Origin of the sequence: Virgibacillus sp. W0181 (assembly GCF_051846915.1) — a bacterium.
Classification (GTDB): Bacteria; Bacillota; Bacilli; order Bacillales; family Amphibacillaceae; genus JBPYCR01.
This window is the reverse complement of the sequence record NZ_JBPYCR010000010.1, coordinates 71,380-93,517: the sequence shown is the minus strand read 5'-3', so window position 1 is coordinate 93,517 and position 22,138 is coordinate 71,380. Positions and strand designations below refer to the sequence as shown.

The following is a 22,138-nucleotide window of genomic DNA, read 5'->3' as shown; positions in this document are numbered from 1 at the left end:
ATTAGTAACTTAGAGCGTATAGGGGATCATGCAGTTAACATAGCAGAAGAAGTATTAAGCGAAAAATTATAATTATTCAATTTTAATAATTTAGTTGAAAACGATAACTGAAAGTGCTATAGTATGTATTGGTGTTTTGTCTGGTGCATATACTATAGCCCTTTCAAAAATGCTCTTTAATATTTTAATTCAAAAAATATGTTGACAGATGTTGTCGAACATGGTAAATTATATCTCGTCGCCTTAATTATTTACATGAAGTAAAAAGGACTTGGTGACAGTATTTATTCGGCTTAATTTTTTTCTATTTTAAGTTAAAAATAATCCACAGTAGCTCAGTGGTAGAGCTATCGGCTGTTAACCGATCGGTCGTAGGTTCGAATCCTACCTGTGGAGCCTTGTGGCGGCGTAGCTCAGCTGGCGAGAGCGTACGGTTCATACCCGTGAGGTCGTGGGTTCGATCCCCTCCGCCGCTACCATGAAATTTTAATTTGCTGGACCCTTAGCTCAGTTGGTTAGAGCTATCGGCTCATAACCGATCGGTCGCAGGTTCGAATCCTGCAGGGTCCACCATTTCAATAATTCGGAGGAATACCCAAGTCTGGTTGAAGGGATCGGTCTTGAAAACCGACAGGGGTGTCAAAGCCCGCGGGGGTTCGAATCCCTCTTCCTCCTTATTTTGTTTTACATAGGTTCGTGCATCTTCATAATATATTATAGCTCAGTCAGTAAAGCAACGGGCATAACATCCGTAGAATAAGGTACGAGTCAGTCCGAAACATCTCTGAATAATTTTGAAGATGTAGCAATCATGCATGAACTCATACATAATACAATGTACAATTTAATATCATATGGCTAGATAGCTCAGTCGGTAGAGCAACGAGCATTAACATCCACCGAATAAGCTACGAGTAACCCCGAAGCACAGAACATCTCTGGATATCTTGAAGATGCAGGGGTCAATCAATAATCATTATTAGTATAGATTTTAGGTAATCAATTACATATTACGGCTCGATAGCTCAGTCGGTAGAGCAAAGGACTGAAAATCCTTGTGTCGGCGGTTCGATTCCGTCTCGAGCCATTCTATATAAAGAGCACAGTGATAGCGACTGTGCTCTTTATATGCTTATAATTTGCATGAACGTAATAGCTTTGTTACTCTTTAAATGAAGGGTTGAATTACCAATTCTTCCAAAAACAAAGTAATTTAAAGGGAGACGATAAACAATGGCTAAATTTGAATTACCTGAATTACCTTATGCATACGATGCTTTAGAACCTACAATTGACAAAGAAACGATGAATATTCACCATACGAAACACCATAATACTTACGTTACAAAGTTAAATGGTGCACTCGAAGGGCACAGTGATCTTCAGCAAAAATCCGTAGAAGACTTAATCTCTGATCTAAATGCTGTACCTGAAAACATTCGTACTGCTGTACGTAATAATGGTGGTGGACATGCAAACCATAGTCTTTTCTGGAAGACACTATCTCCGAATGGCGGCGGTGAGCCATCAGGTGAATTAGCGGATAAAATTAATGCTAAATTTGGCAGTTTTGACAAGTTTAAAGAAGATTTCGAAGCTGCGGCTGCTGGAAGATTTGGTTCCGGGTGGGCATGGCTTGTAATGGATAACGGAAATGTTGAAATTACAAGTACACCAAACCAAGATTCACCTCTAATGGAGGGAAAGACTCCTTTATTAGGACTTGATGTTTGGGAGCATGCGTACTATTTAAAGTATCAGAACAGAAGACCAGAATACGCAAAAGCTTTCTGGAACGTCGTGAACTGGGATGAAGTGGAAAAAAACTTTAATAATGCAAAGTAAATAATTTAGCAATAAAGGCACGAAGCATATATGCTTCGTGCCTTTATTAATGTCTATTCAAATACCACTATTTTCATATGTATTACATAAAGCTTTTTTACATATCTCAAAACGTTTTGTTTACACTATAAACTATACAAAAGGGGTTTTGAGATATGCATCGTTTATTACATTCTTTATTCGATAAAGTGGAAATTACCCGTGATTTAATTCTCTTGTTAGTAATTGGTGGATTGTATTCATTGGGTATATTTTTGTCAAATACATTTGTTAATGTTTATTTATGGAAGCAATCCGGTGATTATATAACAATTGCAATGTATAATTTGGGGATTTTTTTGTTTCAACCAGCGGCATTTATCCTTGCTGGAAAATTAGCGAAGAAAGTTGATCGAATTATTGTCTTACGTTTAGGAGTTATCTTTTTATCGATTTTCTTTTTGAGCGTATTGATTATTGGTGAGAAGGCGGCTTACTTTAATTTTATGCTCGGAAGTTTTCTAGGTATTGGTTACGGATTTTATTGGCTGGCTTTTAATGTATTGACATTTGAAATAACGGAACCGGATACTAGAGATTTTTTTAATGGGTTTTTAGGAGTGTTGGAATCTTTTGGAGGCATGATTGGCCCTATTCTTGCAGGGTTTATTATTTCCATAATGGCTGCCAATACAGGGTATACTACTATATTTACCGTATCATTTCTATTGTTTATACTTGCAGTTGTGTTTAGTTTTTTTCTTAAACGAAGAAATGCTGAAGGTCAATTTAAATTTAAGTTAATTTTAAATGAACGACTAAATAATAAAAATTGGCAAAAGGCCTTACATGCTCATGTTTCTCAGGGATTGAGGGAAGGCATATTTTTATTTGTCATTACAATATGGGTGTTTTTAACGACAAAAAGCGAGCTGGCATTAGGTACGTTTAATTTATTTTTATCCGGCCTTTCGTTTATCTTTTATTTTGTAGCAACAAAAGTGATTAAGCCTTCGAAACGTAAAAAAGCAATCTTAATCGGTGGGCTCATGTTGTATTTCTCCATTTATATTATATTGTTTCAAATTAGCTATTGGCATTTAATGGTTTATGCAATTGTAATTGGGATTGCCTATCCGATTATTAACGTACCATATATTTCTATGACGTATGATGTAATTGGCCAAGCACGTTTTGCAAAAGAATTGCGTGTTGAATATATTGTTGTGCGGGAACTATTTGTAAATATTGGACGTGTACTGGCAATCGTCATTTTTCTTATCTCAGTGTCGATTATGTCTGCGGAAAAAGTTATACCTGTTCTGCTAGCAATATTTGGAGCCGGATATTTAATTATTTACTTCTTTATGAAAGATGTAAATTTAGCAGATCTTTCTGGCAAGGAAGAAGTTATTGTTAAAGAACAATTGTCAGATGAAAAAAAACGTTAAGACCCATTAAAATATTAGGGAGAAGATGGTATAATAAATAATTAGGTATAAAAATAAAGAAATGTTTACAGGCGGGAGCGATCTACGAGAATGAAAAAGAAAAAGGCACAACTCCCTTTTCGATTAAATATATTGTTTTTCGTTGTTTTTCTATTGTTTTCTGTATTAATTGTCCAGCTAGGAATTGTACAAATTTTAAAAGGTGAGGGCTTTCAACAAGAAATTGACCGGACAATTCAAGATACAACGAAACTCCCAGTTCCCCGAGGAAAGATGTTTGATCGGAACCTTAACGTTATTGTTGATAATAAACCATTGTACTCCATTACGTATACTCCGCCAAAAGGCATACAACCAGAGAAAAAACTTGAGCTTGCTGAAACATTAGCAACGTATATGTCCATGGACAGTGATGATTATCTAGATAAGCTAAGTTTAAGAAATAAAAAAGAGTACTGGTATTTAAAAAACAAGGAAGAAGCAGTGAGTAGAATTTCAGATGAAGAAAAAGAAGATCTGGATGATGTTGAACAATATGATCTTGCTTTGGAACGAATTAAGGAAAAAGAGGTGAGTAATTACTCTAAAAAGGTTCTTGAAGTAATTGCTATCAAAAAAGAATTGGATAAGGCATACTCACTCACACCTCATGTCGTAAAAAATGAAAATGTAACACCGGAAGAGTATGCACAAATTGCAGAACATCTCGATATTTTACCGGGTATTAATGCAACAACCGATTGGAAGCGAGAACAAACTTATGGCGATACATTTAATTCTTTTATTGGATCGATTACATCGCAAGATCAGGGTATACCGGCAGACAAAGAACAATATTATTTATCGCGCGGATACAACAGAAATGACCGAGTAGGAATAAGTGGGCTAGAAGAACAATATGAAGACGTGTTGCGTGGAAGAAAAGAACAAATTCAATATACGACAACAAAATCCGGCAAAGTGATTGATTCTGAAGTAATCGTACCTGGAGAAAGAGGAAAAGATTTAATATTAACGATTGATATGGAGTTTCAGGAACGACTGGATGAGATTGTTCGGGAGGAATTGAAAAACACCATTCAAAAATCCCCTTATCAAAACCAGTATTTGGATGATGCAATTGCCGTTGCAATGAATCCACAAACCGGAGAAATTATTGCTCTATCTGGCCAGCATTACAACCGTGATAAAAATAAATTTGAAGATAAGTCTTATAAGGCGTTATATGATGCTCATCTTCCCGGGTCTTCCATAAAAGGCGCAACCGTATTGGCGGGTTATGAGTCTGGTGTAATTTCACCTCATCAGGTTTTTTATGATAGGACGATTAAAATTATAGATACACCTCCAAAAAAATCGTATCGTTCTGGTATAGGAGCTGTTAATGATCAAACGGCCCTTAAATTATCGTCAAACGTCTACATGTATTACATTGCATTGCGTATGGGTGGAGAATATCGCCATCCATTTCCGGATAATGGCCGGCCGACATTTAATAGTGCGGCCTTCGATGAAATGAGGAGTTACTTTAACCAATTTGGTCTTGGTGTAAAAACAGGTGTTGATTTTCCTTATGAAGCAACCGGTGTGCGAGGCGATGATTATATACCTGGTTTGTTGATGGACTATGCTATTGGGCAGTATGATACGTATACAACGCTGCAGATGGCACAATATATATCAACCATCGCCAATGACGGGTATAGAGTCAAGCCTCACTTTGTAAAGGAAATAAGAGAACCGACTGTTGAAGAAAATGAGTTGGGGTCATTGTATAAGGGTTTAAATACGAAAGTGCTGAACCGTGTTCAAATGGAAGATAGTGAAATTAAACGCGTACAAGAAGGGTTTCGACGAGTTTTTCAAGAGTCAGGTGGAACCGGTTATAAATATTGGTCAGGCAAAAGCTATAATGCAGTAGGAAAGACTGGTACAGCGGAGAATGCTATTTATGAAGATGGTAAAAAATTGGCTGACACCGAAAACCTTGCACTCGTTGGCTACGCACCAATGGATAATCCAGAAATTGCTTTTGCTGTTATGGTTCCAAATACTGGGAAAGGTTCTAATTACCCCGTAAACCATAAACTGGGGACGCGATTAATGGATGCTTATTTCGATTTAAAAAAAGAGAGAGAAGAATCATAATAATAGACTAATTTGGCCTGAACCAATTTTGTGTTCAGGCTATTTTTTTAGGCATTTCGTAAATAAAAAACTGACTAAATGGATGAATTCCAATTAATCAGTTCTAATTTTTTCGTTATTTTGTTATTTCTTCCGCTATTTCAGCTATAGTCATGTCGCTATTTAGTTGATGATCACCAATTTGTATTAGATTACTTATATCGTGTTCCTCCAAATATTGATCTAACTCAGATGCATTTTCTATAATTTTATTTTTTTCTAATAAATCACTTACAATATGCGGCATCATATTCGGTTCAACTTTAAGCGTGTATGATTTTGACTCTTCTGATACACTTTCTTCCTTATTTTCGCCTTCTTCTGTTTTGTTTGTTTTATCTGCTTTATTATCAGACTTAGTTTCTGTTTTCTCGGAATTGTTATCATTTTCTAGTTCTTCTTCTTCCATTAACGATAACGTTATGTATTCTTCTTCAGATACGATACGATAGCCTTTTTCTTCCACTTTGTTTTTTAATTCATCCATCGTGTATTGTTGTTCCGTTACGCTATTGTCTTTAAAAAAAAGAAATACCACTAATAAAATAACGCTTGCTGTTAATAATCCAATCGAAAAAGCACGGATTGGTTGCCTCATATATATCTCTCCATGAAATTAAATATTATTTTTTAGAATAGCTTGAATATCATGTTCACTAAGCTCTGTTTGTCTGGATATGTCTTCTGTCGAGTAACCTTGCTGATTTAAATGGTACACTTTCTGAATTAATAAAGGCTTATTCTTAATATTAGGTGAAATAGTGCCGACTGTTACATCATCTGTTAGTAATTCTTCCTCTAAAATTTTGATTTTTTTCTTCATCTGATATGTATCTTGCATCGTTGATATGGAAAACTGTTCAAGTTGCGTTTCCAGCTGTTGAAATTTGTCGTTCATAAAAAATGACAGTATAAACATAACAATAGCGACAGCAATTAAAGCAATAATAACGTTTAACATGACCTTACCTCCATTCCTTTTACATTACACTACAGAAACCAAGAAGAAAAAACAGTAAAAAAAACGAGTAGAATTCTTGAACGAATTGCAGATTTCTGCTATTATAATAGGGTCTGAAGTGTCCTTAATAATTTCGTTAAAGGAATTTTTATAGTTTGGAGGGAAAATAAATGCGCGTAAACATTACACTAGCTTGTACAGAAACAGGAGACCGTAATTATATATCAACAAAAAACAAGCGTACAAATCCAGAGCGTATCGAGCTTAAAAAATATTGTCCACGTTTAAAAAAACATACACTACATCGTGAAACAAAATAATATGTTTATTTAGCAAAACTCTTATCTCAAAATGATAAGAGTTTTAATTTTTCTACGTAGCTTATTGGAAATAACGAATTGAAATTGATTTAAATGAATGCTTTTTTACAAATGAAATAGTTTACGCTAGAATTTAAATAAGTACGGCTTATGGATGGGATTATATTGATGAGAAAAAACCAACTTCGAAACAAGACTTTAAAACAACTGAAAAGTGTTTCCTATGACCATAGACAACAAATTGAAAGTAAATTGTATCATCATCTTTTCTCTACTCCATTTTGGAAGCAAGCCCAATCAATTGGTATAACGATATCACAAGACTTTGAGTGGAATACAGTTCCTATTATAGAAGAGGGCTGGAAGCAAAACAAAAACATCTCTATACCTAAAAGTGATCCTGTTCATAAATTGCTTCAATTTTACCCTGTCCGTTCATTTCAAGATGTAGAACGGGGAAATTATAATTTGCTTGAACCAAAAGAGAATTTGGAAGCTATAACAAATAAAAATTCGATCGATCTCTTAGTTGTTCCGGGCTTATTATTTAATGAACAAGGGTATCGAATTGGTTTTGGAGGAGGATATTTTGATCGCTTTTTAAGTGATTATAAAAATAACACGCTTTCGCTTTTGCACGATAAACAGTTGGTTAACAACATACCGGTCAGTCATTTTGATATCCCGGTACAAATGTTAATTACACCAACGAGAATAATCAATAAGGGGGTTGTAGAGTGGACATGAAAAGATATTCTCGCCAAATGCTGTTTGCCCCTATTGGAAAGAACGGTCAAAAAAAGTTACAAGACAGCACCGTACTTGTTGTCGGTGCAGGTGCACTTGGCACAGTAATTTGTAATCATCTTGTACGAGCAGGCGTTGGAACTTTACGACTTGTAGATCGGGATTATGTTGAAATGAGTAATCTACAGCGACAAATGTTATTTGATGAACAAGATGTAAAGGATGCAGTTCCTAAAGCAATTGCAGCTAAAAATAAATTAAAACAAATAAATAGTGATGTAACAATTGAAGCAATAGTAACAAATGTTACAGGTGAAAATATATTAGAACTTATAGAAACAGCAGATGCCGTGCTTGATGGGACAGATAATTTCGCTACACGGTATTTATTAAATGATATTTGTTTTAAAGAAAACATCCCTTTTTCTTATGGAGGAGTAGTTGGTTCTCGTGGGATGACGGCTTTTTTTATCCCGAACCAAACACCTTGTTTACGATGCTTAATAAATGAAAATGCAGAAGGAGGACAAACGTGTGACACGGTAGGTGTTATATCTCCCGCTGTGGATATTGTGTCTTCTTTGCAAGTGACGGAAGTACTGAAATATTTAACGAATAATCTCCATCATCTCCGAAATACATTTTTCACGTTTGATGGATGGTATAATCAAACATACAATATGAAGTTTTCGCAACCAAATCCGAGCTGTCTTACTTGTGGGCTACATAAATATCCGGCATTATTTAAAAATAATCAACAAGAGGAAACGGTTTTGTGCGGAAGGAGTACGGTTCAGATTCATAGACGTCACTCGATGGACTTAGCCTACTGGTCCAAGAGACTTACAGCAGTTGCAACCGTGCAACAGACACCTTTTTTATTAAAAGTCCATTTCGATGAAGGTATTCAATTTGCTATTTTCCCTGACGGTCGTGTGCTCGTACAAGGAACGGAGGATATTGGTAAAGCAAGAACTTGGTACGATCGATATATCGGTTCTTAAATGTATAAAAGACAAGCAGTAGTACAAAATAAAATTAATATACAATAAAAAGGATGCTGCTTCGATGAGACTTTTTGTAATAATTACGTCACTGCTAGCAATATTAACCGTTTTATTTAGGTGGCGTTATCGTATTATGAATATGATATTGGCAATTACCATTCTCAGAAAAATTTCCGTTGCATTAACAATGAAAATACCAGCATTAAGAGATAAACTTCTCCCATTATTTTTAAACCGCTCCAATCTATAAGTAGAACTCGTAAAAAAGAGGCTGTGATCATACAGTCTCTTTTTTAGTAACCAATCATTTCATTGAGTATGTTATTCCAACTTTTGATATGATAAGGGAGGGAGGTGTGCATTATATGTACTTAATGGAACAATATACTTTGTACCGGTTAGCATCACAGTTAGTTACAAACGACGATTATGAAATACTTTATTTTAATGATGCTCAAGATGAAGTATGGCTAGAAAAAACAGAAAATAAAAAAACGAAGGTTGTCCGTCTGTTCCATAAAGGATTTAATTGGAAAAACCATTTAAAAAAAGATATTGCTACCGTTTTTCAAAAGACAAAAATGATGAAAAAACGATTAATGAGTAAAAACATAGAAATTTATAATATATATATAGCTTCTCTACCTCCTATTGATGATTGGGAAATGTTAAAAAAACCGCTTCAATTAAAAGAAAAAAATCCTTTAAAAATGAAAGTGTATTACATGGAAGAAAATAATTATACTGAAGAACAAAAAAGATTTATTGGGGATAGTAACGCATCCGTTGAAGCGATGTCGACAACTCCGTCGGAACAACTACAGGAAAAAGAAGTACATGATTACAAAGTTCAATTTAAAGATCATTTTTATAACAAAAGAAAAGAAGTTGAAAAAATATTTACATACGGTAAACCGTTATTAACGTATTATTTGATTGCTATTAATATCCTCCTGTTTTTAGCGCTTGAATTAACTGGCGGGAGTATGAATATCGAAAATTTAATTCAATTTGGTGCAAAATATAACCCTGCTATCGTTAATGGGGAATGGTGGCGGATTATCACTTCTATGTTCTTGCATATTGGCTTACTCCATTTAGTTATGAATATGATCGCTGTTTATTATTTAGGGATGATCGTAGAAAGGATATATGGATCCATTCGTTTTGTATTTATTTATTTTCTTGCAGGAATTGGTGGTGGATTAGCGAGCTTTACACTTTCAGAGAGTGTATCTGCAGGAGCTTCTGGTGCTTTGTTTGGCCTTTTTGGAGCACTTCTTTTTTTCGGCTTGATTTACAAGAAAATATTTTTTCAAACGATGGGAAAAAGCTTGCTCCTCATCCTTGCCTTTAACATTGTATTTAGTTTTGTTGTTCCACAAATAGACATTGGTGCACATATGGGTGGCTTAACAGCCGGATTTTTAGCATCGGCAATATGTCAATTGCCTTCAAAGAAACAAACAGGCTTACAAATAATAGCGCTCGTCTTATATCTTCTGTTTATTACAACGATGGTCGTATTTGGACTTGAGAGCAATTAATAAAACGATGCGCGGTTAGATGTTTATACGAAAATAAATAAGAATATTAATTGCATTTAAACCGAGTATTTTTGTATTAATTTTTCTGGCTCCCCGTTTAATTCAAATAGAACAATGAGATGGGTATTATCTTTGGCAAACAATATTAAAGGCGTATAATTTTTATGTGACTGGGTTTTATCTTCGTTCGTTAAAATGGGTATAACGTAATTTTTATACAGCCCCTCCCAAAGTTGACCAATAATTTGATCGGTTTGTTCCATTGTAAATGTGGGAAGCGTTTGTTCATTGAATCTGTAAAGCCCAGTTAAAGGGACAGTTTGATATTTATTTATATCGATATGAAAAGCTTGAATCAACTTTTTCCAATGCATGGACAATAGGTCTTCCTTCTGGAGATCACTCAATTCTTTTTTCTCCTGTTCTTTATTGTTTGTTGGCACTGAAAAAGCTGAAACATTTCTTTTTTGATCCTTTATAATATATAATTGATAATTAGACATAGTTTGGATACTCGTAATACGGTCATGCGAATCGTGTATTTCTCCATGGTGAAATGTGATTGTTTCAAGAACGTTCTCACCTTTGTCGAATAACTCTTCATTAATTTGAATTGCATCAGTGTTTTCCACCCATTTGCTTCGTATTCCTTTTAGCTTACCGTTACTGTAGAGTAGAGAAACATCTTGTCTTAAATAGTGTGTTTTATCCGTTTTTGATTTACTTGACCAATTTATTTTATATTTTTCATCACTTGATGTATTCACTTTTAAATTTGTATTAGCATATAAAAAAGTAGCATTGTCGTCAATCGGAAAAAATTTAATAGTTGTGACGGATTTAGAATACACAAAATATATGGTACTGAAGATAACAAACATAATAGGGATAAAAAGAAAATAGACTTTATATTGTTTCATAACCTATTCATTCCTTTAACAGCTTGTATTACTTTATATGTATGTAATGATCTGCTTGATATGTTATGAAAATATACAAAAAAAATGGTGAAAAAGATGAAAACAGTTTATGATGTACAGCAATTATTAAAAAGATATGGAACATTCATTTACACAGGAGACAGAAAAGGCGATTTGGAATTAATGGAGATGGAAATAACGGAACTTTATAGAAATAACGTATTAAATCTCTCTGATTATCAATTTGCACGAATCGTTTTACGGAAAGAAAAATCGTTGCTGGATAACTAATACTTGCTTGTATCTATTTGTAATCATATTACAATGTTTCACAAATTATATAACGGGTATTTGAATTAATAGTATATTTTTATATGCAGTAGGAGGAAAGGAAAATGGTAGTTAAGGGGAAAAAAATTCCATTATTTTTAACTGCAAGTATTTTGTTTAGTTTAAAAACATATATTGTGTATCGGTTTATGCTCAATATAGAACTTGAAAATATGTTGCAGGAATTTATTTTATTGATTAACCCATTTGTATCTTCCATTATTTTCTTTTCAATTGCGATCTGGTTCAAAAAAAGTTCACGACAAATTAATTTTATACGTTATGCAGCATTAATCGGTACACTTGTTATTTATTTTAATCTTGTATTTTATCGCTCATTTACTGATTTTTTAACAATACCGCAACTGTTTCAAACGAGTAACACGGCAGATCTTGGTACAAGTGTACTGTCATTAATTAAATTTTATGATGTATTCTTTTTCGTTGATGTCGTCATTATATGGTATTTGTCGAAAAATAAAGAGTTGAATTTAACAACTAATTATACAAAGAGAAGAAAGACATTTGCATTTGCTGTATCGTTAATGCTCTTATCAGGAAACTTTTTTTTAGCTGAAATGGAAAGACCACAATTATTTACAAGAGCATTTGATCGGGAGTATTTAGTGAAAAATATCGGATTGTTTTACTATCATATTTACGATGCAGCTGTTCAATCCAAAGTAAAATCGCAGCGTGTATTAGCGGACGGGAATAAATTACCTGAAATCAAAAGCTATATTAATGAAGAAATTAGAAGTAATAAACAATCCAAATTGATGGGCACATATGAAGGTAGAAACGTAATCTTTATTTCAGCAGAATCAATTCAGTCTTTTGTTATTCAAAATACACTTTATGGAGACGAAATCACACCATTTATGAATCAATTAGTCAACGATAAGGATACGTATTACTTTGAAAATTTTTATCATCAGACACAGCAAGGGAAAACATCGGATTCGGAATTCGTAACGGAAAACTCGCTATACCCATCTTCCAGAGGTGCAGTGTTTTTTACCCATGGGGAAAATGAATACCATGCCATGCCCGAAATGCTTGAAGAAAAAGGATACTATTCTGCGGTATTTCATGCAAATAATAAAAGCTTTTGGAACAGGGATCAAATTTATAACAATTTAGCTATTGATGATTTTTACGATAGAGATGCATATGAAATAACAGATGAAAATTCGGTTGGTTGGGGACTTAAGGATAAACCCTTTTTTGAACAATCCATGAAATATCTTCAATCCATTGAAGAACCTTTTTATGCAAAATTTATTACGCTAACCAATCACTTTCCTTTTGAGTTGGGAGAGGAAGATCGATCGGTGGAAAAGTATGATTCCAATTCGAATACGCTAAACAATTATTTTCCAACGGTTCGCTATACTGATGAGGCGATTGAACAATTCTTTCATATGTTGAAACAGACGCCTATTTATGAGAACTCCATTATTGTAATTATGGGTGATCATGATGGCATCAGTGCGAATCATAATAAAGCTATGAGTGAGTATTTGAACAAAGAGGAAATAACACCTTATGATTATGTACAATTACAGCGTGTACCTTTATTTATTCATATTCCAGGTTCCAATGAAGGGAAAGTAATGAGTAAATTAGCGGGACAAATTGATTTAAAACCGACGATTTTGCATATGCTTGGAATAGATACAACAAATGATATTTATTTCGGTAACGATCTTTTCCATAATGACCGAAAAGAGTTTATCGCATTTAGAAATGGTGATTTTGTCAGTGAGAATTATTTGTCCGCCAGTGGGATTTGTTATGATCGATCGAATGGCGAAGAGGTTGGGACGGAAAGTGAAACAGCAGAAGAAACACCTTGTACTCCATTTCTAAAAAAAGTGGAAACAGAGCTTGAATATTCGGATGAAATAATATATGGGGATTTGTTCCGATTCGTTGATTTTAATTCAAACGATACAGGCTCGTAATTATGAAAGCATAATGCTGTAGTTGCTATAGAAAAAAGTTGAATATAATATTAAAAGCTGTTCCACGATTCACAACATATCGAGGAACAGCTTTATTATACGTGCTTATTGACAAATTGATGCAGTAGTTAATTCACACAAAATCGTCATAACCGAGAAAAAGCCAAAGCTTAACACTGCAACCGCAGAGAAACCAAGGGCGAATATGTTTTTTAACTTTAATTGACGCATTACAGAAACTGCAGCTAATAGTGTTACGACTAATAGTATAATTGCCAGTACCATATTTATTATATCCTCCTTATTTGATATTACAGTATCATTTATATTATTATGTATCTAATGCATTTATTCTTTATTTTATAGTATTTTTCCCCAAATGTCGAGAAATATAAGCAGTAAAATATGAACAATCTATAAAGGCTAATTTAATGGAGGGCTTTATGAATATTAAATCATTTTCTTTAGGACCACTAGGAACGAATTGCTATATTGTATATAAAGAATCAGACGCTTTAATTGTCGATCCTGGTGGAAGTCCAGATACAATTATTCAATTTCTGGATAACAACAATGTCAAGCCGACAGCTATATTATTAACACATGCTCATTTCGATCATATCGGAGGCGTGGATAAGTTACGAAATTTCTACAACATTGATGTTTACCTTCACGTGCAGGAAAAAGACTGGTTGGAAAACCCTAAACTAAATCGGTCTGAGATTTATGGTGGGGAGTTGGGCGCAATCAAAACACAGGCACCGAACCACTTATTAAAAGCAGGTACATGGGAAGTCGGCTCATTCGAATTTGATGTTGTCCATATACCAGGGCATTCACCGGGAAGTGTCGGATTTACCTTTCAGAAAGAAGGATTTATTATTAGTGGGGATGCATTATTTAATCATGGTGTAGGGCGCACAGATTTACCAGAAGGCAGTTTTAGTCAATTAATGGAAAGCATTAAAAACCATTTGTTTACGTTACCCGATACGTTTATCGTATATCCCGGACATGGGAATCGAACGACTATTGGTGAAGAGAAGCGCAACAATCCATATATCCGTTTATAAAGGTTGTTCAAAAAGTCATCATATTATTAGCGACGATTCTCTTCGTTGGCTTGTTTTCTCCGCTCGTTGGAAAAAAAAGACACATTTCCTGCATGCGATGCGGATTCAAGGTAACATTACTTTAGCATTTATACCTAAGAACTTCTAATTAAACCGCCCACATCGTGTGTGCAACGTAGAAGTCAGTACGCCCTGTACATGCCCCGCGGTTCAAAACTACGCCGCCTCTACCTTCTTGCTGCTAATTCGATACTTTTTGAGCATGCACGTACAGGAAAAATGATTTAAAGAAAAGCGCTAGCGCCCTGCCTAGAAACGTAGCGACTGGACTGAAGCAACAGAGATAAAGGAATCACGATGAGCACCGCGAATCGATGATGACTTATCGCAAAGCGCTGCAGGAAGTCGCCTAGTTTTTGGGCGCTTAAGCTAGACAGCTATGCACAAAATTATATACATTCTTATCCTTCAAAAAAAACAAAAAACCGCTGTTTACAATCGATGTAGACAGCAGTTTTTTATTTTTTAACCAAACCCTGGTACAAGAATGAATTCCGAGTACCAAGTGAACCCGACAATGAACACAGTCAGGTAAGCTCCGAACAAATACATATACATTCGTTCTGATAGTTTTAAATAGCTGAGTGTTAGGAAAAAAGCCGTTTGTACTAAGAATATTAAAGCTGTTTTTTGCATATCTCCTACATAAAACATAATTGTAAATATTCCTGTCCAAAAGGCAAGCACACGAAACATTCGATCCATGCTTTTTTCCCCTCCTTTTCGGAAACCTTTTTACATTATTATTATAGACCAGGATACGCATAATGTAAATGTATCTTATTCAAACATTCTTTATTCTCACCTGTTTTCTTATATTTTATTACTAATTTACTCTTATTTTGATTCAAAGTCTTAGAATTAATACATTTTTTATCTGTATCATAGTAGCATTTTTGCGGTATGTTTAACTTACTACCAACTAAGTGGAATTTAACTTGTTTTCATCGTTAATTTTAAGTTTGTTTGTCAGGGTGTACGTTGTGTTTTCATCCGTCAGTATCGTGAAATGGAGTTGAAATGTATTTACTTCTAGTGGCATGAAATTTATTGTAACCGTACCTTCAGGAAGCACATAAATGACATGGTCTTTATTACGTATGGATGGGCTATTGTTTTTGATATCTTCTTTTAATTTGGTCCTGCTTATTTGAAATAATGTTTCTATTTTTAATTGCTCCAGATGTTTACGGGTCATTTGTATATCATTGCTATAAACTTGTATGCTCGCTGTGATAACAATAAAAATTATCGTAATAATGAAGAGCACATAAGGTAAATAAAATCCGGACTCTCTATTTGTAAAAGGTGATTGATTTTTCATATGTTTCTCCTTGAATGGAAGTCACTCGTATACGAAAACCTTTGGGAACAGGAGAGAATGACAAATTTTCCACATTCATTAAATAAATTTCATGCCCCTCTAGGTCCACACGTCGTCGAATGGTATTTTTATATTGCGATATTGTTGCTTCTTTACCATTATGCAGTTCAAGAGTAAGCTCATCGTCTTGTATATGATAAGTTGATGCTCGAATGATGTCGTCCCGAACAAAATTAACAAAAGTCTGCATGGCCATTTCTTCTTTAGGGATCGGATAGTGGACCGATTTTATTAAATAACTCATTAGCGGCAATGAAACAGCGATCATTGTTAGAAGCAAAAGGTAATGAACGAGCGTAAAACCACGCTCAGTTGTCATCATACCCATAAAGACATATTTCTTCCTCGATTTGTTTACCATTTTGCCATGTAGCACATCCTTTAATAAAATTTTCTTCATTTTGCTTAAATTGAAATCGGATGTTTTTATTATTTATTTTCTCTGTATACATATCCGGAAGGGGAGAGTGCTTGTCGTGAATCACTGATTGAAGTTCATCATGCAGATGTGAGGCTATTGAACGCCTGTCTGCTAATATATCCTGTTCTGAATGAAGAAGTGTAGCGATTGGTAGGATAGTTCCGATCATGATAAAGATGATCGAAGTTGCCACTAGTGTTTCAGTTAATGTAAAACCTTTACTACTTTTCATCAATATAAAACCTTCCTTTACCTAAAGGGAAAACTAAGCGGTAATCAATATGCGCTGTTTCAATATAAACTACTCCTGGATAACGAATGGAGCCTTTATCATTAAACGATACATAATCTAACGTTCGTGGATCAATGCTGATATGATCAGGTAAGCTTCTTTTTACAAGTACATTATTTGTCATATAGTCGGTTACAACATAATGATCACTTTTAAAAATCATTCGAATGTCGTCTTTGGACCCAATTGATTTATTTTGCATAAACTGCACATCGGAGCGGAAAACGGTCATAAGTTGTTCTGCTTCCTGCTTTTTCAGCGTTGAAAAAATAGGTGGGACAGTAATGGTAACAATGATAGATAAGATTACTAAAACAAATAGTAACTCAATCAAGGTGAAGCCATTTAATTTACTCATCGGGAATACTAACTTTACCAGAGCTCTTTTCATAATTTAACGCTTTTTCGTTTTGACATGTTTTTTGTTCATCGGATATATACTTCCCAACCAATGTATCTAAATTTGTAGGATAACTTCCTTCATCTAGATAATATGCGTCGACTTGTGCTTGTACTGTCGCGGCCAGCGCACTACATCCTTTGTTATGAACTTCTTCAGTCCTTCCGCTTAAATTAGGGATAATTAGCACGATTAAAACGGTTATTACCATAAGTACAATCAACATTTCGATTAAAGTAAAACCACGGTTGTTTTTATACATAAATTTCGTCTCCTTTATATGGTATTTATTAGCTGAAACATCGGCCACATTAAAATGGCGTAAATAAAAACAATGAATACCGCAATAACAATGAAAAACAGTGGCTGAATGAGCGTTATTATTTTTATCATTTTTTCTTTTAGTTGTTCAAGCAGCAGTTCAGAGTAAGTGTCCAAATCTCTTTGAAGCGTTTCTATATTTGAATTATTTTGGAGTATTGTCGCAAGTTGATGGTCAAGCATGGAAAGTTGAGTAAGAAAATCGGAAACATGAAAACCTTTCGACAGATAGTTTTTTATTAAAAACGAGTAATGAGCAACAATGGGCAGTTTTTTTTGTAATTTCATTTGGTTCAATACTTCTTTAATTGTTAATCCGGTCCGAAAAAGTATGCTCATATGGGTGGCAAAATGATAGGAAGTCTGAAGGCGAATCATTGTGCGGTATATGGGGATCATGTTATATATTTTAATTTGATTTTCTATTAATAATTTGTTTTTTGCAAAGTACCAAATAACGGAGGTGATGACTGTCAGGATGGTGAGGATAATCATCGTTGTTCCTAATAAATTAATTAATTGAATCGATAAAATAACGGATCGAGAGGCATCACTGCTTGATTGAACGAGATCAATAAAAGAAGGAAGAATAGAATTTTTAATAAATAGGAGTAGAATACAGAAGATTATAAGAAGAAAGAGAGGATAATGCATAATTTGCCTGAACTTTTTCATCTGCTGCATTCGTGTTGCAAATATTTCGATACAATTATCTATACTTTTTTGTAGATCACCGTTCAAACGGACAAAATATAAATGGGAAATGATCACTGGATGAAATTTTGCTGTTTCAAATGCTTCATCGATCGTGGACCCTTCTTTCAAAGAACGAATTATAATTTTTATTGGAGCAACTAACTGATTTTCCCATGTCATCGTCTCAAGTGCTTCAATGAGTGTGTAACCATTTTTTAGCAGCCGGGCTAAACGTCTTAAAATTTGCAGTTGCACATTGTTATCCAATTTACGTCGATTACGCCATTTAAAAAATATCTTTCGCAGTGTAACCATATGCATAGGCCTTCTTTCTTAAGTGATCAAATGTTTGTGAACGTTCCATTTGATGGCAATCGCCATTTATAATGTTCTCTAACAGCTCGCCTTCCAATTGCTCCATAATTGCTGCACGACGATATTGATTTCCATGAAGATAGATAGGGATTAAATCCAAAGCTGCAATCGCAATAAGTGATTGTTTTAAATCGACTTTATTAATCCCTAAATCAACCAGCCGATAAATAGTTCCAACCGCATCTTTTGCATGCAAGGTGCTAAAGACAAGGTGTCCGGTTAAAGCAGCTTCGAAGGCAAATTGAGCGGTGTAATGGTCACGTATTTCTCCAACCATAATGATGTCCGGATCGTGTCTTAGTGCCGCTTTAAGCCCTGTCTGATACGTTATTCCCGCTTTTTCATTTACTTGAACTTGAAGCAGATTATCAATTTTTTTCTCGACAGGATCCTCAAGTGTAATGGTTTGATACGAATTTTCTTGCAACATTTGTTGAAGCAGCGCATATAATGTTGTCGTTTTCCCAGAGCCTGTTCGTCCGGTAAACAAAATGATTCCGGCTTGATTTGTTATCCAGTTTTTTACTTTTTTCAATTGATTTGGAAATAGAAAAAGATTTTGCAGTGTGTAGGATTCTTTTTGGGGTAGGATGCGGACTGTCAAGCTTTCCATTTGTTTTATCGGCAAAGTGGACAACCGAAGTGAAAATGTGTTCGAATGAATTTGTTGTGTAATTGTGCCGTTTTGTGGCCTTCTAGTTTCTCCGATATCCATTCCTGACGTGAATTTAAAATATGTGAGTAATATTTGGTAGTGGTTGGATGGTAGCGCTTGGTGAAATATTCTCTTGCCTTGGATGCGGAAGTAAATTTCCGTTTTGTTTTGATAAGGATAGAAGTGAATATCGGAGGCCTCTTTTTGAAAGGCGGCATGAAGAAGTTCGTTCGATAATGTTGCAGCAGGGTTCATATGAATTTCACCTCCTTACAATGATGCAACAAATACATTATTCGACACTTTTCTATTAACTCCTTCTTTTTTTTGAAAGTTTTTTACAAATGATTTCTGATGTATAAAATGAGCAGCGGATGCAATAATAAATAGGGAAAGGGTGGATAATTATGTCTATCAACGATTTAGTTCGATATGTTACTGAACAATTTGTTTCTTACGTAGATATGCCTGCTGATGAAAAGAAACAAAGGAAATTGAAAAGAGCAGAAACCCAACAAAAACAGCAAAATAAACTGTCTAACCATTGGTTCGGCGTTTTTCCCCTCGCTTTGAAAACATTATGGAAGAAGAATAAATAGCTTTACGCCTAAATGTTTTTATTGAAATCTTCTGCTAAATAAATAAGTCCGCCATTTACGACTTCGTATACAATACGGGGCGCATATCTTTTCTTCAAATCTTTTGTTTCTTTTTCACGAAATGCTTCATCTTCTTCGTCCGTAAAAAAGCGATTAATCATTTTGATTTCTTCTTCCATCGTTTGTATAGCCTCTTCAGCCCACGTGTGGGGCTGTTTTTCGATATATTGGTCAATTACTTTTTCTATTCTAATAAATCCGCTTGAAACCGTAATAAGTGGAGATAGGGTATAACAATAATCCGGAATCGTTTTAATTAAAGAAAGCTGCTGTAAGCTGTGCATCATATCCGTTTTCATTTCCCCGTTTATCAAATTTAATCCAATTGAGAATAATTCGTTCTTCATCTGTTTTCCTTCATAGCTTATTTTTATATTAATTAATAACCACGGGAATAAAGCGGTGTTGTCCACAGTTTCAATTTGTTGAAATAGGTGGATATATTTTTCCTTTTGTTTTAAATGGTTAAAAATTTGTTGTAGCCGTGGACTTCCGAAATGGATCCATTCACCGTATTCATCGCGTTTAACGGGATTCGTAATTAATGTTAATTTCATTGGCTCCCCCTGATTTCCGCTGCTTTTAACAAAATGCCAATAAAAGGGGCGGTTCATCAGTGTTTTATCCATTTCTTCCGTTAATTGTACAGTTAATACTCCGTGTTGATTTTTTAAAATTTCACAACGGTGAGCTGTGAAATAATCTTCTAATAAACGATGCAGATCAGTAAGTTCCATATTCACTCTCCCTATTGTTCATGTCATTGTTTGTTTGTTCGATGATCGATGTTAAGTTATCCATTTTAATTTTCATTTCTCCCTGAGAAGCTGATTCCGAAAAAATAGTTTCAATTTCCGATTCCAAGTCATGAATATGAAGTTCGTCTAATATTTGATCAAGCTGACCGATCACTTTTTCAAACAGTTCTATTTTTTCATAGAGCAATTTCATAATATGCGCCTCAATAGTTCCATTGATGGACAAATTATAAATGTGAACAACTTCATTGGATTGACCGAAACGATGAATACGACCAATTCGCTGTTCCAGACGCATCGGATTCCACGGGAGATCATAATTGATTAAATGGTTACAAAATTGCAAGTTAATCCCTTCTCCACCAGCTTCTGTTGCAATCATGACTTGTACGTGGTTTTTAAAAAGCTGTTGCATCCAATCTTTTTTACCTCGTTTAAAACCGCCCCTAAAAGGCACAGCTGTTATCCCATGTTGCTGTAAATACCATTGTAAGTAATATTGTGAGGCTCGATATTCGGTGAAAATAATTACCTTTTCATCCCCAATTTGCTTCAAAAGCTCAATTAGCTTCTTTGCTTTTTGATGATGTGGAAGCTGCTCTATTTTGTTAATAATTGGTCTAACCGTAGCTTCATTTCCTTCGTTGGCCAGCTTTGTCAATGATAAATAGCAAGCTTCTCTCGATGAGCATAATTCACGCAAGTACATTATTCTTGAAAAGGCAGTAAATAATTCAGCATTACTCTCTATATCCGTATATACTTCCAATTCTTCCGGAGAAAAGTCAATCCAAATGGTCTGAATATCCCGTTTCACATTATTTAATGTAGTATTTTCTCTCGTGTTTCTAACCATCACTTTTTGAACTAATTTTTTTAAAAATGCATCCTTTTTTATTTGGCTCCGATTTTTACCGAACTTTTCTTGAAAGGAGGAATAACTTCCTAAATGTCCGGGTTTTAATATAGAGATTAAATTAAATATTTCTATAAGCTGATTTTGGACCGGTGTAGCGGTTAAAAGTAAACAATATTTTTTATTAATCGATTGGACAAATTGATAATTTTTTGTTTTGTGGTTTTTTAATTTATGTGCTTCATCAATGAGAAGTAAATCGTAATCCAACTTCTGAATATCCTCTTTATGAGGGGAGCGTTTCGCCGTATCCATAGATGTTACAAATACATTATGTTGATTCCAGGCATAATTTTTACGATAAGCTACAGCAGGTATGTAAAATTTTTCATTTAATTCTCGTACCCATTGGTTAACTAGTGAAGCGGGTACAAGCAACAGAATATTTTTAACTAACCCTCTGATCATATATTCCTTAATAATTAGTCCCGCTTCAATTGTTTTTCCTAACCCTACCTCATCAGCTAAAATAGCACGACCATTCATATCCTCTATGACGGTTTCGGCAGACTTAATTTGGTGGTCCAAAAATTGGACATGTGGTAAATGTTTAAGTGCACGGAGTCCATTAAAATCAGGAGAAATCGAATTGGCCTCTGCTTCGTATGCAAGTTGAAATAGTTGCCACGATGAAAAAGGCCCTTCGTTTTTAAGATTTAATTCCAATTCTTTAATGAAGGTGTGGTCTTTTTTAACGTTAATTAGTTCCATGGAATACCTCTTTTGTTTGTGTTGTACTGTAAATTAAAATTTTTTGATGTGATTGATTCGTCATCAGTTTCAATATTAGTATAACCAAGAGAAGTAATTTTCATTATGTGACCGATGGCAGCGAAGGGTTATTTGATTAATTGAAGGTTTTTCGCA

27 protein-coding genes and 5 tRNA genes are annotated in these 22,138 nt (G+C 34.6%); 18 read left to right on the top strand and 14 right to left on the bottom strand.

Annotated features, from left to right (window positions below; all coding sequences use genetic code 11):
• From ACLIBG_RS06620 to ACLIBG_RS06580, 9 genes are all read left to right on the top strand, one after another.
• The gene (locus ACLIBG_RS06620) at positions 1 to 72 is read left to right on the top strand and encodes a PhoU domain-containing protein (protein WP_439311969.1); all 72 of its coding nucleotides are present in this window, start codon (positions 1 to 3) and stop codon (positions 70 to 72) included.
• A 252-nt stretch (positions 73 to 324) separates the two neighbouring features.
• Positions 325 to 396, top strand: a tRNA-Asn gene (locus ACLIBG_RS06615).
• Positions 397 to 402: 6 nt separating this feature from the next.
• A tRNA-Met gene (locus tag ACLIBG_RS06610) sits at positions 403 to 479 on the top strand.
• Positions 480 to 496: 17 nt separating this feature from the next.
• Positions 497 to 573: transfer RNA gene (locus ACLIBG_RS06605), tRNA-Ile, on the top strand.
• 12 nt (positions 574 to 585) lie between these two features.
• A tRNA-Ser gene (locus ACLIBG_RS06600) sits at positions 586 to 675 on the top strand.
• Between the two features lie 339 nt (positions 676 to 1,014).
• Positions 1,015 to 1,087, top strand: a tRNA-Phe gene (locus ACLIBG_RS06595).
• A 146-nt stretch (positions 1,088 to 1,233) separates the two neighbouring features.
• Positions 1,234 to 1,845 (top strand): superoxide dismutase, encoded by a 612-nt coding sequence (locus ACLIBG_RS06590; protein ID WP_439311963.1) that lies wholly within the window; start codon positions 1,234 to 1,236, stop codon positions 1,843 to 1,845.
• Positions 1,846 to 2,000: 155 nt separating this feature from the next.
• A complete protein-coding gene (locus ACLIBG_RS06585) occupies positions 2,001 to 3,275 on the top strand; it encodes an MFS transporter (protein WP_439311962.1) in 1,275 nt (424 codons plus the stop codon).
• A 90-nt stretch (positions 3,276 to 3,365) separates the two neighbouring features.
• Entirely contained in the window at positions 3,366 to 5,423 is a 2,058-nt protein-coding gene (locus ACLIBG_RS06580; RefSeq protein ID WP_439311961.1) for a peptidoglycan D,D-transpeptidase FtsI family protein, read from the top strand.
• A gap of 115 nt (positions 5,424 to 5,538) precedes the next feature.
• Here the strand turns inward: ACLIBG_RS06580 and ACLIBG_RS06575 are convergent, their stop codons facing one another.
• On the bottom strand, positions 5,539 to 6,060 hold the full coding sequence (locus ACLIBG_RS06575) for a hypothetical protein (protein WP_439311960.1): 522 nt from the start codon (positions 6,058 to 6,060) through the stop codon (positions 5,539 to 5,541).
• Between the two features lie 18 nt (positions 6,061 to 6,078).
• Positions 6,079 to 6,423, bottom strand: a complete 345-nt coding sequence (locus ACLIBG_RS06570; protein WP_439311959.1) for a hypothetical protein — start codon at positions 6,421 to 6,423, stop codon at positions 6,079 to 6,081.
• Between the two features lie 170 nt (positions 6,424 to 6,593).
• Between ACLIBG_RS06570 and rpmG the strand changes: the two genes are divergently transcribed.
• From rpmG to ACLIBG_RS06545, 5 genes are all read left to right on the top strand, one after another.
• Positions 6,594 to 6,743, top strand: coding sequence for a 50S ribosomal protein L33 (gene rpmG / locus ACLIBG_RS06565; protein WP_439311958.1), 150 nt, complete (start codon positions 6,594 to 6,596; stop codon positions 6,741 to 6,743).
• A gap of 168 nt (positions 6,744 to 6,911) precedes the next feature.
• The gene (locus ACLIBG_RS06560) at positions 6,912 to 7,490 is read left to right on the top strand and encodes a 5-formyltetrahydrofolate cyclo-ligase (RefSeq protein WP_439311957.1); all 579 of its coding nucleotides are present in this window, start codon (positions 6,912 to 6,914) and stop codon (positions 7,488 to 7,490) included.
• Positions 7,487 to 8,494, top strand: a complete 1,008-nt coding sequence (locus tag ACLIBG_RS06555; RefSeq protein WP_439311968.1) for a ThiF family adenylyltransferase — start codon at positions 7,487 to 7,489, stop codon at positions 8,492 to 8,494. The genes ACLIBG_RS06560 and ACLIBG_RS06555 overlap by 4 nt, the downstream gene beginning before the upstream one ends.
• 64 nt (positions 8,495 to 8,558) lie before the next feature.
• Positions 8,559 to 8,747: a hypothetical protein gene (locus tag ACLIBG_RS06550; protein WP_439311956.1), complete on the top strand. Its 189-nt coding sequence runs from the start codon at positions 8,559 to 8,561 to the stop codon at positions 8,745 to 8,747.
• Positions 8,748 to 8,862: 115 nt separating this feature from the next.
• The gene (locus tag ACLIBG_RS06545; RefSeq protein WP_439311955.1) at positions 8,863 to 10,044 is read left to right on the top strand and encodes a rhomboid family intramembrane serine protease; all 1,182 of its coding nucleotides are present in this window, start codon (positions 8,863 to 8,865) and stop codon (positions 10,042 to 10,044) included.
• 56 nt (positions 10,045 to 10,100) lie between these two features.
• Here the strand turns inward: ACLIBG_RS06545 and ACLIBG_RS06540 are convergent, their stop codons facing one another.
• Complete coding sequence (locus tag ACLIBG_RS06540; RefSeq protein WP_439311954.1) at positions 10,101 to 10,964, bottom strand: hypothetical protein; 864 nt, start codon at positions 10,962 to 10,964, stop codon at positions 10,101 to 10,103.
• Between the two features lie 96 nt (positions 10,965 to 11,060).
• On the opposite strand from ACLIBG_RS06540, the gene ACLIBG_RS06535 reads away from it, so the two are divergent.
• Both ACLIBG_RS06535 and ACLIBG_RS06530 read left to right on the top strand, forming a co-directional pair.
• Positions 11,061 to 11,255 carry a YqgQ family protein gene (locus ACLIBG_RS06535; protein WP_439311953.1) on the top strand — a complete coding sequence of 65 codons (195 nt, stop codon included), beginning with the start codon at positions 11,061 to 11,063 and terminating at the stop codon, positions 11,253 to 11,255.
• 104 nt (positions 11,256 to 11,359) lie between these two features.
• The gene (locus ACLIBG_RS06530; RefSeq protein WP_439311952.1) at positions 11,360 to 13,261 is read left to right on the top strand and encodes an LTA synthase family protein; all 1,902 of its coding nucleotides are present in this window, start codon (positions 11,360 to 11,362) and stop codon (positions 13,259 to 13,261) included.
• Between the two features lie 105 nt (positions 13,262 to 13,366).
• Here ACLIBG_RS06530 and ACLIBG_RS06525 read toward each other — a convergent pair whose 3' ends face one another.
• On the bottom strand, positions 13,367 to 13,546 hold the full coding sequence (locus ACLIBG_RS06525; protein ID WP_439311951.1) for a DUF2759 family protein: 180 nt from the start codon (positions 13,544 to 13,546) through the stop codon (positions 13,367 to 13,369).
• 158 nt (positions 13,547 to 13,704) lie between these two features.
• Between ACLIBG_RS06525 and ACLIBG_RS06520 the strand changes: the two genes are divergently transcribed.
• Positions 13,705 to 14,334, top strand: a complete 630-nt coding sequence (locus ACLIBG_RS06520; RefSeq protein ID WP_439311950.1) for an MBL fold metallo-hydrolase — start codon at positions 13,705 to 13,707, stop codon at positions 14,332 to 14,334.
• Between the two features lie 525 nt (positions 14,335 to 14,859).
• Here ACLIBG_RS06520 and ACLIBG_RS06515 read toward each other — a convergent pair.
• The 8 genes from ACLIBG_RS06515 to comGA all read right to left on the bottom strand — a co-directional run bounded on the left by ACLIBG_RS06515 (position 14,860) and on the right by comGA (position 19,193).
• Entirely contained in the window at positions 14,860 to 15,099 is a 240-nt protein-coding gene (locus ACLIBG_RS06515) for a DUF2626 domain-containing protein (protein ID WP_439311949.1), read from the bottom strand.
• A gap of 217 nt (positions 15,100 to 15,316) precedes the next feature.
• Positions 15,317 to 15,718: a hypothetical protein gene (locus ACLIBG_RS06510; RefSeq protein ID WP_439311948.1), complete on the bottom strand. Its 402-nt coding sequence runs from the start codon at positions 15,716 to 15,718 to the stop codon at positions 15,317 to 15,319.
• Positions 15,690 to 16,106, bottom strand: coding sequence for a competence type IV pilus minor pilin ComGF (comGF, locus tag ACLIBG_RS06505; RefSeq protein ID WP_439311947.1), 417 nt, complete (start codon positions 16,104 to 16,106; stop codon positions 15,690 to 15,692). Before comGF ends, ACLIBG_RS06510 begins: the two co-directional genes overlap by 29 nt.
• The gene (locus ACLIBG_RS06500; RefSeq protein WP_439311946.1) at positions 16,087 to 16,431 is read right to left on the bottom strand and encodes a prepilin-type N-terminal cleavage/methylation domain-containing protein; all 345 of its coding nucleotides are present in this window, start codon (positions 16,429 to 16,431) and stop codon (positions 16,087 to 16,089) included. The genes comGF and ACLIBG_RS06500 overlap by 20 nt, the downstream gene beginning before the upstream one ends.
• Complete coding sequence (gene comGD, locus ACLIBG_RS06495; protein ID WP_439311945.1) at positions 16,421 to 16,849, bottom strand: competence type IV pilus minor pilin ComGD; 429 nt, start codon at positions 16,847 to 16,849, stop codon at positions 16,421 to 16,423. The genes ACLIBG_RS06500 and comGD overlap by 11 nt, the downstream gene beginning before the upstream one ends.
• Positions 16,842 to 17,153 (bottom strand): competence type IV pilus major pilin ComGC, encoded by a 312-nt coding sequence (comGC, locus tag ACLIBG_RS06490; protein WP_439311944.1) that lies wholly within the window; start codon positions 17,151 to 17,153, stop codon positions 16,842 to 16,844. Before comGC ends, comGD begins: the two co-directional genes overlap by 8 nt.
• 14 nt (positions 17,154 to 17,167) lie before the next feature.
• The gene (gene comGB, locus ACLIBG_RS06485; protein ID WP_439311943.1) at positions 17,168 to 18,223 is read right to left on the bottom strand and encodes a competence type IV pilus assembly protein ComGB; all 1,056 of its coding nucleotides are present in this window, start codon (positions 18,221 to 18,223) and stop codon (positions 17,168 to 17,170) included.
• The gene (gene comGA, locus ACLIBG_RS06480) at positions 18,195 to 19,193 is read right to left on the bottom strand and encodes a competence type IV pilus ATPase ComGA (protein WP_439311942.1); all 999 of its coding nucleotides are present in this window, start codon (positions 19,191 to 19,193) and stop codon (positions 18,195 to 18,197) included. Before comGA ends, comGB begins: the two co-directional genes overlap by 29 nt.
• 152 nt (positions 19,194 to 19,345) lie before the next feature.
• On the opposite strand from comGA, the gene ACLIBG_RS06475 reads away from it, so the two are divergent.
• Positions 19,346 to 19,537 carry a YqzE family protein gene (locus tag ACLIBG_RS06475; RefSeq protein ID WP_439311941.1) on the top strand — a complete coding sequence of 64 codons (192 nt, stop codon included), beginning with the start codon at positions 19,346 to 19,348 and terminating at the stop codon, positions 19,535 to 19,537.
• Between the two features lie 8 nt (positions 19,538 to 19,545).
• Here the strand turns inward: ACLIBG_RS06475 and ACLIBG_RS06470 are convergent, their stop codons facing one another.
• Both ACLIBG_RS06470 and ACLIBG_RS06465 read right to left on the bottom strand, forming a co-directional pair.
• Positions 19,546 to 20,334, bottom strand: coding sequence for a YqhG family protein (locus ACLIBG_RS06470; protein WP_439311940.1), 789 nt, complete (start codon positions 20,332 to 20,334; stop codon positions 19,546 to 19,548).
• Positions 20,321 to 21,982, bottom strand: coding sequence for a DEAD/DEAH box helicase (locus ACLIBG_RS06465; RefSeq protein ID WP_439311939.1), 1,662 nt, complete (start codon positions 21,980 to 21,982; stop codon positions 20,321 to 20,323). The genes ACLIBG_RS06470 and ACLIBG_RS06465 overlap by 14 nt, the downstream gene beginning before the upstream one ends.
• Positions 21,983 to 22,138 lie beyond the last annotated feature (156 nt).

What these genes read in the sequence shown, in the direction of transcription:
- ACLIBG_RS06590 (WP_439311963.1), top strand. Translation starts at nt 1,234, where the DNA reads ATGGCTAAATTTGAATTACCTGAATTACCTTATGCATACGATGCTTTA.
- ACLIBG_RS06585 (WP_439311962.1), top strand. Translation starts at nt 2,001, where the DNA reads ATGCATCGTTTATTACATTCTTTATTCGATAAAGTGGAAATTACCCGT.
- ACLIBG_RS06580 (WP_439311961.1), top strand. Translation starts at nt 3,366, where the DNA reads ATGAAAAAGAAAAAGGCACAACTCCCTTTTCGATTAAATATATTGTTT.
- ACLIBG_RS06575 (WP_439311960.1), bottom strand. Translation starts at nt 6,060, where the DNA reads ATGAGGCAACCAATCCGTGCTTTTTCGATTGGATTATTAACAGCAAGC.
- ACLIBG_RS06570 (WP_439311959.1), bottom strand. Translation starts at nt 6,423, where the DNA reads ATGTTAAACGTTATTATTGCTTTAATTGCTGTCGCTATTGTTATGTTT.
- rpmG (WP_439311958.1), top strand. Translation starts at nt 6,594, where the DNA reads ATGCGCGTAAACATTACACTAGCTTGTACAGAAACAGGAGACCGTAAT.
- ACLIBG_RS06560 (WP_439311957.1), top strand. Translation starts at nt 6,912, where the DNA reads ATGAGAAAAAACCAACTTCGAAACAAGACTTTAAAACAACTGAAAAGT.
- ACLIBG_RS06555 (WP_439311968.1), top strand. Translation starts at nt 7,487, where the DNA reads ATGAAAAGATATTCTCGCCAAATGCTGTTTGCCCCTATTGGAAAGAAC.
- ACLIBG_RS06550 (WP_439311956.1), top strand. Translation starts at nt 8,559, where the DNA reads ATGAGACTTTTTGTAATAATTACGTCACTGCTAGCAATATTAACCGTT.
- ACLIBG_RS06545 (WP_439311955.1), top strand. Translation starts at nt 8,863, where the DNA reads ATGTACTTAATGGAACAATATACTTTGTACCGGTTAGCATCACAGTTA.
- ACLIBG_RS06540 (WP_439311954.1), bottom strand. Translation starts at nt 10,964, where the DNA reads ATGAAACAATATAAAGTCTATTTTCTTTTTATCCCTATTATGTTTGTT.
- ACLIBG_RS06535 (WP_439311953.1), top strand. Translation starts at nt 11,061, where the DNA reads ATGAAAACAGTTTATGATGTACAGCAATTATTAAAAAGATATGGAACA.
- ACLIBG_RS06530 (WP_439311952.1), top strand. Translation starts at nt 11,360, where the DNA reads ATGGTAGTTAAGGGGAAAAAAATTCCATTATTTTTAACTGCAAGTATT.
- ACLIBG_RS06525 (WP_439311951.1), bottom strand. Translation starts at nt 13,546, where the DNA reads ATGGTACTGGCAATTATACTATTAGTCGTAACACTATTAGCTGCAGTT.
- ACLIBG_RS06520 (WP_439311950.1), top strand. Translation starts at nt 13,705, where the DNA reads ATGAATATTAAATCATTTTCTTTAGGACCACTAGGAACGAATTGCTAT.
- ACLIBG_RS06515 (WP_439311949.1), bottom strand. Translation starts at nt 15,099, where the DNA reads ATGGATCGAATGTTTCGTGTGCTTGCCTTTTGGACAGGAATATTTACA.
- ACLIBG_RS06510 (WP_439311948.1), bottom strand. Translation starts at nt 15,718, where the DNA reads ATGAAAAATCAATCACCTTTTACAAATAGAGAGTCCGGATTTTATTTA.
- comGF (WP_439311947.1), bottom strand. Translation starts at nt 16,106, where the DNA reads ATGGGTATGATGACAACTGAGCGTGGTTTTACGCTCGTTCATTACCTT.
- ACLIBG_RS06500 (WP_439311946.1), bottom strand. Translation starts at nt 16,431, where the DNA reads ATGAAAAGTAGTAAAGGTTTTACATTAACTGAAACACTAGTGGCAACT.
- comGD (WP_439311945.1), bottom strand. Translation starts at nt 16,849, where the DNA reads ATGAGTAAATTAAATGGCTTCACCTTGATTGAGTTACTATTTGTTTTA.
- comGC (WP_439311944.1), bottom strand. Translation starts at nt 17,153, where the DNA reads ATGTATAAAAACAACCGTGGTTTTACTTTAATCGAAATGTTGATTGTA.
- comGB (WP_439311943.1), bottom strand. Translation starts at nt 18,223, where the DNA reads ATGGTTACACTGCGAAAGATATTTTTTAAATGGCGTAATCGACGTAAA.
- comGA (WP_439311942.1), bottom strand. Translation starts at nt 19,193, where the DNA reads ATGAACCCTGCTGCAACATTATCGAACGAACTTCTTCATGCCGCCTTT.
- ACLIBG_RS06475 (WP_439311941.1), top strand. Translation starts at nt 19,346, where the DNA reads ATGTCTATCAACGATTTAGTTCGATATGTTACTGAACAATTTGTTTCT.
- ACLIBG_RS06470 (WP_439311940.1), bottom strand. Translation starts at nt 20,334, where the DNA reads ATGGAACTTACTGATCTGCATCGTTTATTAGAAGATTATTTCACAGCT.
- ACLIBG_RS06465 (WP_439311939.1), bottom strand. Translation starts at nt 21,982, where the DNA reads ATGGAACTAATTAACGTTAAAAAAGACCACACCTTCATTAAAGAATTG.